This is a genomic window from Aminivibrio sp. (assembly GCF_016756745.1).
Taxonomy (GTDB): domain Bacteria; phylum Synergistota; class Synergistia; order Synergistales; family Aminobacteriaceae; genus Aminivibrio.
In genome coordinates this window covers 1-12,287 of sequence record NZ_JAESIH010000082.1, presented here as the reverse complement: position 1 = coordinate 12,287, position 12,287 = coordinate 1, and the positions used below count along the sequence as shown (strand labels likewise).

Annotated in this window: 11 protein-coding genes and 1 riboswitch; all 11 genes read right to left on the bottom strand. The window is 61.6% G+C overall.

Annotated features, from left to right (window positions below):
* Positions 1-413, bottom strand: a 413-nt coding sequence (locus JMJ95_RS13295) for a hypothetical protein (RefSeq protein WP_290686264.1), incomplete at its 3' end; no start/stop codon positions are given.
* A gap of 133 nt (positions 414-546) precedes the next feature.
* Positions 547-655: riboswitch (SAM riboswitch) on the bottom strand.
* Between the two features lie 51 nt (positions 656-706).
* Positions 707-1,900, bottom strand: coding sequence for an N-acetylglucosamine-6-phosphate deacetylase (nagA, locus tag JMJ95_RS13290; RefSeq protein ID WP_290686262.1), 1,194 nt, complete (start codon positions 1,898-1,900; stop codon positions 707-709).
* A gap of 10 nt (positions 1,901-1,910) precedes the next feature.
* A complete protein-coding gene (locus JMJ95_RS13285) occupies positions 1,911-2,675 on the bottom strand; it encodes a glucosamine-6-phosphate deaminase (protein ID WP_290686259.1) in 765 nt (254 codons plus the stop codon).
* Positions 2,676-2,692: 17 nt separating this feature from the next.
* Entirely contained in the window at positions 2,693-3,859 is a 1,167-nt protein-coding gene (locus JMJ95_RS13280) for a Gfo/Idh/MocA family oxidoreductase (protein ID WP_290686257.1), read from the bottom strand.
* A gap of 19 nt (positions 3,860-3,878) precedes the next feature.
* The gene (locus JMJ95_RS13275; RefSeq protein WP_290686255.1) at positions 3,879-5,369 is read right to left on the bottom strand and encodes a tripartite tricarboxylate transporter permease; all 1,491 of its coding nucleotides are present in this window, start codon (positions 5,367-5,369) and stop codon (positions 3,879-3,881) included.
* A 15-nt stretch (positions 5,370-5,384) separates the two neighbouring features.
* Positions 5,385-5,903 (bottom strand): tripartite tricarboxylate transporter TctB family protein, encoded by a 519-nt coding sequence (locus JMJ95_RS13270; RefSeq protein ID WP_290686253.1) that lies wholly within the window; start codon positions 5,901-5,903, stop codon positions 5,385-5,387.
* A gap of 73 nt (positions 5,904-5,976) precedes the next feature.
* The gene (locus JMJ95_RS13265) at positions 5,977-6,972 is read right to left on the bottom strand and encodes a tripartite tricarboxylate transporter substrate binding protein (protein WP_290686251.1); all 996 of its coding nucleotides are present in this window, start codon (positions 6,970-6,972) and stop codon (positions 5,977-5,979) included.
* A 1,578-nt stretch (positions 6,973-8,550) separates the two neighbouring features.
* Positions 8,551-8,769 (bottom strand): sulfurtransferase TusA family protein, encoded by a 219-nt coding sequence (locus tag JMJ95_RS13260; RefSeq protein ID WP_290686249.1) that lies wholly within the window; start codon positions 8,767-8,769, stop codon positions 8,551-8,553.
* A gap of 11 nt (positions 8,770-8,780) precedes the next feature.
* Positions 8,781-9,872 carry a YedE family putative selenium transporter gene (gene yedE, locus JMJ95_RS13255; protein WP_290686247.1) on the bottom strand — a complete coding sequence of 364 codons (1,092 nt, stop codon included), beginning with the start codon at positions 9,870-9,872 and terminating at the stop codon, positions 8,781-8,783.
* Between the two features lie 144 nt (positions 9,873-10,016).
* Positions 10,017-11,063: a selenide, water dikinase SelD gene (gene selD / locus JMJ95_RS13250; protein WP_290686244.1), complete on the bottom strand. Its 1,047-nt coding sequence runs from the start codon at positions 11,061-11,063 to the stop codon at positions 10,017-10,019.
* Positions 11,064-11,083: 20 nt separating this feature from the next.
* On the bottom strand, positions 11,084-12,244 hold the full coding sequence (locus tag JMJ95_RS13245) for an aminotransferase class V-fold PLP-dependent enzyme (RefSeq protein WP_290686241.1): 1,161 nt from the start codon (positions 12,242-12,244) through the stop codon (positions 11,084-11,086).
* Between the last annotated feature and the right edge of the window lie 43 nt (positions 12,245-12,287).

The following is a 12,287-nucleotide window of genomic DNA, read 5'->3' as shown; positions in this document are numbered from 1 at the left end:
CGGGCTTTGAACATATCCGTCCGGACGGATATGTAATAGCCCCTCTCGCCGGAAGGCCCGTCGGCCTCGCCCACCACCTCCACCGTCTGGGCCCGGTCGGTGGGCCACCACCGGAACCCGTTGTCCGCCCGGACCGACCATTCCCCGCCGGTCTTGAACTGCTTCCCGTACATCCATTCGATGGTGTCCCTGCCCATGCACATGGGGTGGATCCGTCCCCAGGCCGTCCTGTGCCTGTCGCTGAGCTCCTCGTTGCCGAATCCCTCCGGAACGGCGTCAATCCCGCCCTCCCGTACCATTTTCCGTACAGCCTCCCGCCTGATGGCGCCGGTGATCCGGCTGAGCATAAGCTCCTCCGGGTCGGTAGGCTCAAAATAACCTTCGGGGTGCCAGGAATAGTCGATGGTGTTCATGGGCAGTTCCTCCTTCGGAAAATGGGTTCCGGTTCAGGCGAACCGGTAAAAAAAGACAAAAAAAAGGCCTCTCCGAGGAGAGGCCTTTGGCCGCCATGAGGCATGGATCATGAAAGATCCGTGCATGGGTCTCCTCTTATCATCCGCCCCGAAATCATCGGGGCGCTGGTGTTGGCACCACGCCTTTTCAGGCAGGTTGCCGGGCTTCATAGGGCCAGTCCCTCAGCCGCTCTGGATAAAAGTTTTCAATTGTCAGGGTTCTTATTCAAATCATACTCTTTTTTTCGAAAAGGTCAACAGTTTCCGGCGAAAATTCTGCCTCCCACCACGGTCATGCGGACGTTCAGATCGCCGTCAAGCCTCGCCAGGTCGGCGTCCATGCCTGGCAGCACGGCTCCCCTGCGGCCTGCGGTGCCGAGGATTTTCGAGGGTGTCCCGGAGGCCATCCGGAGGGCGTCCTCCAGGGGAATTCCCGCCGAGACGGCGGTCCGGACGGCCCGGTCCATGGTGCAGACGCTCCCGGCGAAGCCGCTCCGGTCGGGAAGGCGGGCCACGCCCCCTTCCACCAGGACCTCCCGGCCGTTCTTCTGGCTGCCGAGGACGGACGGCCCTTCGGGCATGCCCGCGCCCCGCATGGCGTCGGTGACCAGGACCATCCGTTCCGGCCCCTTGACCTTGTGGATGAGCCGGAGCAGGCTCAGGGGGAGGTGGTGTCCGTCGGCGATGGCCTCCACGGTGACGGCGTCGAAGAGGTACCCCGCCTCCACCATGCCGGGGATGCGGTAGCTGTTCTCCCTCCGCACGGTGCTCATGGCGGAGTAGAAGTGGACCATGTGGCGGAAGCCGCTGTCCACCGCCGTCCGTACCTGTTCGAGGTCCGCGGCGGAATGGCCCATGGCAGGGAGGATCCCCCGGGCCGCCAGCAGAGAGGCGCATTCGCAGGCGCCGTCCAGTTCCGGAGCCATGGTAACCACGGCGATCCTGTCGGACCTGGCGAGCAGTTTTTCGCACTCCTCCTCGGAGGGGGTGCGGAGGTATTTGGGGTCCTGGGCGCCTGCCTGGGCAGGGGCGAGCCAGGGCCCCTCAACGTGGACGCCGCCGATGCGGGCGCCCGCGGAGGCCCTTGCCGCTTTCCGGGCCCTCTCCGCCGTCTCCAGGGCGGCGAAGAAGGCGTCCATGTCCTCGTCGGCGGCCGTGAGGGCCGTGGGATAGAGGGTGGTGGTGCCGTGGCGGGCGTGGACCCGGCAGGCGGTGAGGAAGGCGTCGGCCGTTCCGTCCATGAAGTCCGCTCCTCCGCCCCCGTGGACGTGCATGTCGATAAAGCCGGGAACGAGCAGGTCCCCCTGCAGGTCGACAACGGCATCGCCCTCTTCGGGGGCGATGTCCGGGGCGAGGGCCGAGATCACACCGCCGCTGACGGCGGCGTCCATCCTTCGGAAGCCCGTGGGCAGCAGCACAGTGCCGCCGGTGAACAGGAGGCGGTTCATCTTCGTGTTCCTACCTTTCCCCTCCTCGGACGCGGTCCGGCAAAAACTCCCCGGCGAGGGAGGCGGACTCCCGGTCGAGGTAGAGGGTCACGTCCGGGTGGGTCTTGAGGATTGACGCCGGGACTGCCGGGTCCACCGGGCTCTGCAGGGTTTTCCGCACAGCCTCCGCCTTCACCCTGAAGGGGACGGAGGCGAGGATGGTGCGGCTCTTGAGTATCTGGCGGACCGAAGCCGTTATGGCCTGCTTCGGCACGTCGTCCACCGTGGGGAACCACCCCTCCCCCACCTGCTGCTGTCTGCAGGCAGAGTCGAGGGTGACCAGGAGAAAGGGTTCTTCCGTCTCGAAGTCGGCGGGGGGGTCGTTGAAAGCGATGTGGCCGTTCTCCCCGATGCCGATGAAGGCCACGTCCACTGGGGCTTTGGATATCTCCTCCGAGAGGGCCTTCATGTTCTGCTCGATATCGCCCTCCCAGTTGACGAAATGGACCCTGCCGGGGTTGACCTTCGAGACGAACCTCTCATGCAGGTACCGGCGGAAGCTTGCTCCGTGATTTTTTGGGAGTCCGACGTACTCGTCCAGGTGGAACATCTCTACTTTTGCCCAGTCCACCGGCTGGGAGACGAGTTCCCGGAGGGTTCCGAACTGGGATGCTCCCGTGGAGAGCATCAGCCGGGCCCATCCCTTTTCCTCCACGGTTTTCCGGAGAAGTTCACCTCCCCGCTTCGCCGCAGCGGCGGCGAGTTCGTCGGGCGTATCAAAAACGAGAATGTTCATTGTTTCTCTCCCGAGGGCTACAGCTTCACCCTCGCGCCCTTTTCGGCGGAGAGGTAGCCCGCGTAGGTGATCCTTATGGTCTCGTAAGCGAGGTCGAGCCCGGAGAGGGGCTGCCTGCCCGTGGCCACGCACTCCATGAAGTCCTGGGCCTCCTGGAGGTACCCCCGGGCGGATTCCTCGTCCAGGAGGACGTACTGCCAGCCCGCTGTGGTCTCCACCTTCTCGGTGAGGTAGACGTCCTTCAGCACGGAGGCGTCGGCGGCGTAGGTCATCATGCCGTTGTTTGGGGCGATGTTGCAGACCAGGGTTCCCGTGTTGGTGTTGAACTCGATGAGATTCCTCACGCCCCCGGTGACGAAGTCGCCGGAGAAGACGGTGGCCTTGGTACCGTCGCCGAAGGTGAGGGAGAGCATGGACCAGTCCTCCACGTCCACGGGGTTGGCGGCGATGAACCTTCGCTCTTCCTTCGTGAGCTTTTCCGTGACCACGCCGGTGTCGCACACCACGCTCTCCACGGAGAAGGCTTCTCCCCTGGCCTCGGCCTCCGTCTTCTTGAGATGAAGGACCGCCGAGAGAGGGTGGCACCCCTGGCGGATCATGGAGCCTCCGCCGGTCCGGGCCCATTCGGCGGCATGCCAGGCGTGGGAGCCGCTGTGGCTCTCCTCGGCCTTGAGGAAGAGGATCTTGTCCCTTGTTTTCTTCAGTATCTCCGATGCCTTGGCCACGGCGGGGGCGTAGACCCAGTCCTCGGCGTAGCAGAAGAGCCTGCCGCTTTTCCGGACGATGTCGGCGGTCCGCTCCATCCCCTCGAGGACGGCGTCGTACATTTTCTGCTTGCAGACCTTCCCCACGGGCTGCACGTCCCCCGGAGCGCCGAAGTAGCCGGTGAAGGGTTTTTCGGAGATCACGTGTTTGCCGGCGGAAAGGAACTCCTCTATCATGACGGCGTGGAGCTGGGGCGGGGTGCAAATGTCCACCACGTCGATGTCGGGATCTTTCATGAGGTCATGATAGTCGGAGTACACCTTCGGGATGCCGTAGGCAGCGGCAAAGTCCTTCGTGCCGGCGCTGCGGGCGCAGACGGCCTCCACCGAGGCCTGAAGCCCGTAGACCCGCTTGTAGGCTTCCAGGTGGATGCGGGAGATGAATCCCGCGCCGACCATTCCGATTCTCACTTTTTTCATGAGGTTCATTCCTCCTTCGTTATTTTTTCAGGCTCCGGATCATCTTCCGGAAGAGGGTGCTTCTGCTGAGGATGACAGCGAGGGTAAGCAGCCAGAGTATGATCGAGATGGGGCGGGTGAAGAAGGGGGACAGGTCCCCTCCGGTGATGATCATGGCCCGCCGGAAGTTGTCGTCCGCCATGGGGCCGAGGATGAAGCCCAAAACCATGGGGGCGGCTGGAAAGTCGTTGCGCCGCATGAAGTACCCCAGGATCCCGAAGAGGAACATGAGGTACACGTCGAAGAGCCGCCCGTTCACGGCGAAGGAGCCTACGCAGCAGAGGGTGAAGACCAAGGGCATGAGGATCATCCGGGGCACCTGGAGCACCTTCACCAGTGGGCGGACAAGGGAGAGGCCCAGGACCACCATGGCGATGGTGGACAGCAGGAAGATGGCGGTGACGGTGCCGATGAAGAAGGGCTGCTCGATGGGCAGCAGCGGGCCGGGGCGAATGCCGTGGAGCCACATGGCGGCCAGGAGGACCGCTGCCGGAGCGCTTCCGGGAACGGCGAGGGTGAGCACCGGAATGATGGCTCCGCCGATGCAGGCGTTGTTCGCCGTCTCGGCGGCGATGAGGCCTTCGTGGGACCCCTTGCCGAACTCCTCGGGATGATCGCTGAACCGCTTGGCGGTGTCATAGGAGATCCACGAGGCCGTGTCCTCCCCCACGCCGGGGATGGCCCCCACGAGAACGCCGATGATGCCGGAGCGCAGAATGGTCTTCCAGTACCGGAAGAGGTCCCTGAGGGGCGGGATGACCTGCTGGACCTTCGTGCGGACGGTGTAGTCCCGGGGGCGCTGCATGACCTCGATAATCTCGCCCACACCGTAGGCTCCCACGAGGACGGGGATGAGGGACAGGCCTCCCATGAGCTGGAGCTGGCCGAAGGTGAAGCGCGGGAGGGCCTGGATAGGGTCCTGCCCCACCTGGGAGAGCAGCAGCCCAGCGATGCCGGCGATCCACCCCTTCAGGGGGTCTTTGGGGGCGGTGAGGTTGCCGCAGATGACAATGCCGAAGATGGAGAGGACGAAGAACTCCCACGATCCGAACTGGAGGGCGATCTTTCCCAAAAGCGGCGAGAAGACGGAGAGGCAGACCAGACCGAAGAAGGTGCCGATTCCCGATGCTGTGGTGGCCAGGCCGATGGCGTATCCCGCCTCTCCCCTGCGGGCGAGGGGGTTGCCGTCAAGACAGGTGGCGGCGTTGGCGGGCGTCCCCGGGATGTTGAGGAGGATGGCCGACCGGCTGCCCCCGTAGATGGACCCCACGTAGGTTGAGATGAGGACAACCATGGCCTGCTCGGGCATAAAGCGGAAGGTGAGCCCCGTAAGGAGGGCCACTCCCATGGTGGCCGTGAGGCCCGGGAGCATGCCGACGATGATGCCGAACCCGGTGGCCCAGAAGGCGTTGAAGATGCTGGAGGGATTCATCAGTTTCATAAATTCGGAGAACAGAACGAAAATGGACATGGCGGCATCCCTCCCTCAGGGCAGAAAGACGGCGAAGATTTTGTAGAAGACGAACCAGATGGAAACGGACGCGGCTCCGCCGATGAAGAGGGCCTTCAGAATACCGGCGCCCCGGAAGAGAAGAATGAAGCCTGTGATGAAGGCGGCGGTGGCCGCCATGTAGGGCACCCGTCCGAGAAGCAGCACGTAGGCGCAGCAGAGGGTAACGGTCAGCACCGCCCTGGGCCCCTCCCTTTGCATCCACGCCGGGTGGGCCTTCTCTGCTCCGCTGCCGTCCTCTTCGTCTTCTTCGGGGCAGAGAAGGAGGGGGGCGGCAGCGGCGAGCCGGGTGTAGAAATCGGGTTCTTTCCTGGAGCGGAGGATCAGACGTAGGCCGCACAGGGCGAGGAGGAGGGCCAGGATGGCGGGGACGAGACCGGGTGCGCCGAACCAGTTGTACCCCGTGTCCTTCCAGGGCAGAAGAAGGCTGCCGGCAAAAAAGGCCCCTCCCGTGAGGACAAGGGCGATGCCGGACGTCAGGTCTTTCTTTTCCATGAGCGTACCTCCGCAGGGAATGGTGTGAAAAAGGAGGGGGGCCGTGTGCCCCCCTCCCGCCGGTCGATCGCCTTTACGGCTTGGGGATTCCGTACTGGTCCGGGGAATTCTTGATGACGCCGGATTCGAAGAGGAGCCAGCAGACCCTGGAGGCCTTGATCTCCATCTCCTTCTCCGCTTCCTCTCCGTACAGGGTCACCACCTTGGATCCCCTGTCCACGGCGAACTTCTTTATGGCGTCAGAGGCGGTGGCGGTCTTGAAGGCGGCGGTTATAGCCTCCTTCGCGTCTGCGGGGATGTCCTTGGGGAGGAAGAACCCGAAGCGGTTCCCCACGCTGGGAAAGTCAGGAAGCCACTTCGTTATGGGCGGGATGGTGCCGTAGCCTTCCACGTCGAGGGGCTCGCTGTCCATGACCGCCAGGGCCTTGAGCTGCTTGGCCCTGAGCATTTCGGTCACTTCCATGGAGAGCTGCATGATGGCCTCCACCTCGCCTTTGACCGTGGCCGTTACCGCAGGGGCTCCGCCCTGGTACGGAACGTGCCGGTATTCGAGGCCGGTGCCCATGCGGAAGAACTCCGCCGCCTGGTGCCCCCCGCTGCCGGTACCCGCCGAGGAGACGGTGACCGGCCGGGTCTTCATGGCCTCCATGAGGTCGTTCAAGTCGTTGAAGGGCGAGTTGGCGGGAACGCAGATAACGTTGGGCGTGAAGACCGCCATGAAGGAGGCGTAGTCCTTGTGGCTCTGTTTCAGCATGTCGAGGGCCTGGTAGGTGACGATGCTGCCGTCGGCGTTGGCCGACCAGGTGTAGCCGTCCCTGGCCGCGTCGAACATGGCCTGGGTTCCGATGGCGCCTGCTCCGCCGGGGGTGTTGGTGACCGAGATACGGGTACCGAGAAGTTTTTCCATTTCAGCGGCTAGTGTCCGGGCGGTGAGGTCCGACGCGCCGCCGGGGCTCCAGGGAACGATGACGTTCACAGGTTTTTCCGGCCACGCGGCGAAAGCCGCGCCGGAAACCGCAAGGACCAGGACAAGGGCCGTCATGGCGCTGATGAACCGGATTCTTTTCATCTTCTTCGATCCCTCCTGTACAGTAAGTTCTGTCAAAAACATTCTACACTTTTAGATTTGCCCGTGTCAACAACGGGCGCCCTTCCTAAATCCACACCTCAGCGGGGGGGCGCCACTTTATTCCTGGAACATTGCGGGATGGGCGGCAAGCGACCGGATCAACACGGACCTTGTATCGAAAGCGCTGGACAGGGCTATAGACAAAAGACAGCCCGGGCGTGGACTGCGCGGTCACACACCGTGATTATGTCATTCTGAGGAGCGCAGAGACGAAGAATCTCGCTTCGGTCTTTAAGACCTTTAAATCAGATCCTTCACTTCGTTCAGGATGACAAAAAGGGCAGATCCTCCCCCTCCGGGGATGCTGCGCGGTCACACGCCGTGATTATGTCATTCTGAGGAGCGCAGCGACGAAGAATCTCGGTTCGGTCTTTAAGACCTTTAAATCAGATCCTTCCCCTCCGGGGATGCTGCGCGATCACACGCCGTGATTATGTCATTCTGAGGAGCACAGCGACGAAGAATCTCGGTTCGGTCTTTAAGACCTTTAAATCAGATCCTTCACTTCGTTCAGGATGACAAAAAGGGCAGATCCTCCCCCTTCGGGGATGCTGCGCGATCACTTCGTTCAGGATGACAAAAAGGGCAGATCCTCCCCCTTCGGGGATGCTGCGCGGTCACACGCCGTGATTATGTCATTCTGAGGAGCGCAGCGACGAAGAATCTCGCTTCGGTCTTTAAGACCTTTAAATCAGATCCTTCACTTCGTTCAGGATGACAAAAAGGGCAGATCCTCCCCCTTCGGGGATGCTGCGCGATCACTTCGTTCAGGATGACAAAAAGGGCAGATCCTTCCCCTTCGGGGATGCTGCGCGATCACACACCGTGATTATGTCATTCTGAGGAGCTCAGCGACGAAGAATCTCGGTTCGGTCTTTAAGACCTTTAAATCAGATCCTTCACTTCGTTCAGGATGACAAAAAGGGCAGATCCTCCCCCTTCGGGGATGCTGCGCGATCACACGCCGTGATTCTGTCATTCTGAGGAGCACAGCGACGAAGAATCTCGGTTCGGTCTTTAAGACCTTTAAATCAGATCCTTCCCCTCCAGGGATGCTGCGCGGTCACACGCCGTGATTATGTCATTCTGAGGAGCGCAGCGACGAAGAATCTCGGTTCGGTCTTTAAGACCTTTAAATCAGATCCTCCCCCTTCGGGGATGCTGCGCGATCACTTCGTTCAGGATGACAAAAAGGGCAGATCCTTCCCCTTCGGGGATGCTGCGCGATCACACACCGTGATTATGTCATTCTGAGGAGCGCAGCGACGAAGAATCTCGCTTCGGTCTTTAAGACCTTTAAATCAGATCCTTCCCCTTCGGGGATGCTGCGCGATCACACACCGTGATTATGTCATTCTGAGGAGCGCAGCGACGAAGAATCTCGCTTCGGTCTTTAAGACCTTTAAATCAGATCCTCCCCCTTCGGGGATGCTGCGCGGTCACTTCGTTCAGGATGACAAAAAGGGCAGATCCTTCCCCTCCGGGAGAATCGTCCGGAGGTCTTCTTCGGATGGATTTTCAGCGTGTAAAAATTACCCTGAAGCCGTCTTCAGTTTCCTCTTTCGCAACCTTCCATCCATGACTCGCGCCGAAACGGGCGACATTTTCCCTGGACGTGACCGTATCCACGAGCACTTCCACAGGCCCTCCGGAATGTTTCTCGAGGGCTTTCCGCGTTTCGATCACGGGCTGGGGACAGGAGAGCCCCCGGGCATCGACAACGAAAGTTTCAGACATTTTTCTTCCCCCTACTCCATTTTCATTCTGAACAGCCCGCCGACGGCAAGGCAGAACACGAGACCGATCACTGTCGCCGTCATTCCGTACGCCGTCACGCCGGCAGGGGAACTCGCAAGGGAGAAATTATGGGCGAACCCCGCGCCGACAAGCATTCCCAACACGAACACGGCGGCGTCGCCGTCCCCCTCCCCGGACATGATGACCTGGCGTCCCGGGCACCCTCCCGCAAGAGTGAAGGCGAGGCCGGAGAGAACCATTCCCATGAAGTTCCACATCTGGTTCGTATGGGCCACAGGCTGGTTTTCAAATCCCGGCTTGAACTGGCCAAGCAACAGGTTGACGACGAAAGCTGATACGAGGAAGGCCGCCACGCCGCTGAAGAGATGGCCGTCCCTGAGCATGATGAGGTCCCTCAGGGCCCCCACCGTGCAGAACCGGCTTTTCTGGCCCATCCATCCGACGAGGAGACCAATACCGAGAGATATCGCCACAGGAGCTGCGGCGGCCCCCGGTCCGCTCTTGGAGAAGAAGACAGGGCCCGTCCCCTCGGGGCCGAAAAGGGGCCGGAAGAAAAGAAGGGCGAGGAGGGCGACAGCGGCAAGGGGCATGACGGCGCCTGCCCAGGCCGGGGACTTGGCAGCCCTGCCGAGGCTGAACCCGTTCCACAAAAAAATAATCCCGACACCTATCCCCACCGCAAGTCCGCCGATGCCGGCGATGGCGTTCCAGTCCCCGCCAGCCAGCCGGGCATACGCCCTCCACGGGCACCCGAGAAAGATAAGGGCCCCTATCATGGCAAAGAAACCGAGAAAGAACCGCACTATGGGAGAAGATCCGGCCCTGGGGCGGTATTCCCTGCTCAGGAAGGCGGCAAGAAACGCCCCAAGGATGAAACCGGGGATCTCAGGCCGGAGATACTGCACCGCCCCTGCCCTGTGAAGGCCGAGCGCTCCCGCTATGTCCCGGGTGAAGCAGGCGACGCATATCCCCATGTTTCCGGGATTGCCGAAGAAAACAAGAAGCGAGGCAGCCGCTCCGACGAAAGCTCCGGTGATGGCCGGGCCCCATCGAGAGATGAGAATGTCGTTGATGCTCTTCATAAACAAACCGCCCTTCCCTGAAAGTATTGAAACACATTGCCTTCGCACAATACTTGATTTCACGACCAGGTTCACTCCGCGCACCTGTGCCGAACCCGCCGGACAACCGATCTGTCTTGAGTGGGCTGTTCCCGGCCGCAGCCTCTACACAGTGTCCGCTATTTTTATCGTTCCGTCCCCTTCTGAGAACTCGCCGATGACCGCCGCCCTGTCGAAGCCGAAGTCCCTTATTTTCGGCAGCAGCCTTCCGGCATCCTCCCTGCCCAGGGCGAGCAGCAGGCCACCCGAGGTCTGGGCGTCGAAGATCATGTCCATCAGGATGTCGTCGTGCTTCGACGGGTCCTTCACCCTGTCCTCGTAGGTGATCCTGTTGCTGTAGGTTCCGGCAGGGATGAGCCCGCTGGAGGCGAGATCCAGGACGCCCGGCAAAAGGGGGACGTTCCTTATGCCGAGGGTGAGCTTCAGCCCGCCTTCTGAAAGCATGTCCAGGACATGCCCCGCGAGCCCGAAGCCGGTGACGTCCGTGCAGGCGTGCACCATGCGGCACTCCTCTCCCGAAAGGCGAAGGGGGAGGTCGTTCAGCGCGGTCATCCACCGTGCCGCTTCAATCCTCGAGGATTCGTCCTCCACCATGTCCGCCTTCACGGCGGTGGCGACAATCCCTGTGCCGACGGGCTTCGTGAGGAGAAGAAGGTCTCCCGGCCGTGCCCCCGTCACCTTCCAGAGGGAGTCCCGGCGAACTTCTCCGTAGACGACGAGGCCGTACTTCGGCTCCCTGTCATCCACGCTGTGGCCTCCCAGGAGAAAAGCTCCCGCCTCCGCCACCTTTTCCTGCCCTCCCCGGAGGACGTCCTTCAGCACGTCCAGTTCAAGGGTTTTCGTGGGAAAGCCCACAATGTTCAGAGCCACGAAGGGCTTTCCGCCCATGGCGAAGACGTCGCTCAGGGAGTTCGCCGCCGCGATCTGCCCCCAAGTTCGGGGGTCGTCCGACACGGGTGTGATGAAGTCCACCGTGAGGATTCCGGCCCGCTCTTGATCTATCGTCCAGAGGGCGGCATCCTCGCCGGAACTCCAGGACGTGATGATCCGTTCATGGGATGGCAGCGGAAGATCCCTAAGTACCTTCTCCAGGTCCGCCGGACCTATTTTCGCCGCTCACCCACTGGTGGTTGAAAGCTCTGTAAGCCTCATTTCCTCACCTCCTCCGCAACTCATGATGCAAGCACCGCCTTTAGAGCGTCCACCGTTTTCTGAACCTCTTCCACGGTGGTGAACCATCCCGGGCTGATGCGCAGCGCACCGCCGGGAAAGGTGCCAAGGGTTTTGTGGGCCAGAGGGGCACAGTGCAGCCCCGGCCGGGTCTCTATGCCCCACTCCTCGGAGAGCCGTGCGGCGAGAATGCCGTTGTCCCGTCCCTCGAAGTTTACGGCGAACACGGGCAGGCGCCCTTCCATGGTTTTCCGCCCCGAGAGCTGCACTCCCGGAAGGGAAAGCAGCCCATCAAGGAGAAGGGCCCCCAGGGACTCTTCCCGTCGCCGGATATTCTCGATCCCTGTTTCTTCAATCCAGCCCAAAGCTGCCAGAAGCCCCGCTATTCCCGGAAGGTTGGGCGTGCCTGCCTCGAACTTGTCGGGCATGGTGGAGGGCTGCAGCTCCAGGTGGGAGAAACTTCCCGTGCCGCCCTCCACGAACCATTCCGTTTTTTCGGCGAAATCGGGCTTCCAGAGAATTCCGCCGATACCCTGGGGCCCGTAGATGCCCTTGTGGCCCGTGAAGCAGAGGGCCGCAAGCCCCAACTTTTCAGCGTCCAGGGGCAATATTCCCGCAGTCTGGGCGCAGTCCACCACGAAGGGAACGGCCGCCTCCCTGCAGAGCCGGGCGAGAGTCTCAATATCCTGCACCGTCCCGCAGACGTTGCTGCAGTGGGAAAGGGCCACCAGTGAAATCCTGGACTCTTTGAGAGCTTTTGCGAGAGTCGATGGATGAAGAAACCCTTCCCCGTCGCACTGGAGAATTTCCACGGAAACCCCTCCGGCCTCGAGACGGCGGAGGGGGCGCACTACGGCGTTGTGCTCCATGGACGAGATGGCTACTTTCATTCCGGGCTTGAGATATCCCTTGAACACCACGTTGAGAGATTCAGTGACGTTTGCGGTGAAATTGACGTACCGCGGGTCGTCTTCCCATCCTCCGAAGAAGGAGGCGAGGCGTTCCCTGCAGGTGAATACCATGTCGAGGGTTCCCATGTCCCGCTCGGAGGCACTTCCCCTGGCGAGGTTGGCTCCCCGGCCGGTGAGGAAGTCAGCCATGGCCTTGGCGACGCACTCGGGCTTCGGCCAGGTGGTGGCACCATTGTTCATGTAGATCCCCAATCAGATTCCCTCCTGGTTATACTATTTATTCAGTATCATACAC

Excerpts from the sequence above, each read along its gene's own strand:
- nagA (WP_290686262.1), bottom strand. The coding sequence starts at position 1,900 with ATGAACCGCCTCCTGTTCACCGGCGGCACTGTGCTGCTGCCCACGGGC.
- JMJ95_RS13285 (WP_290686259.1), bottom strand. The coding sequence starts at position 2,675 with ATGAACATTCTCGTTTTTGATACGCCCGACGAACTCGCCGCCGCTGCG.
- JMJ95_RS13280 (WP_290686257.1), bottom strand. The coding sequence starts at position 3,859 with ATGAAAAAAGTGAGAATCGGAATGGTCGGCGCGGGATTCATCTCCCGC.
- JMJ95_RS13275 (WP_290686255.1), bottom strand. The coding sequence starts at position 5,369 with ATGTCCATTTTCGTTCTGTTCTCCGAATTTATGAAACTGATGAATCCC.
- JMJ95_RS13270 (WP_290686253.1), bottom strand. The coding sequence starts at position 5,903 with ATGGAAAAGAAAGACCTGACGTCCGGCATCGCCCTTGTCCTCACGGGA.
- JMJ95_RS13265 (WP_290686251.1), bottom strand. The coding sequence starts at position 6,972 with ATGAAAAGAATCCGGTTCATCAGCGCCATGACGGCCCTTGTCCTGGTC.
- JMJ95_RS13260 (WP_290686249.1), bottom strand. The coding sequence starts at position 8,769 with ATGTCTGAAACTTTCGTTGTCGATGCCCGGGGGCTCTCCTGTCCCCAG.
- yedE (WP_290686247.1), bottom strand. The coding sequence starts at position 9,872 with ATGAAGAGCATCAACGACATTCTCATCTCTCGATGGGGCCCGGCCATC.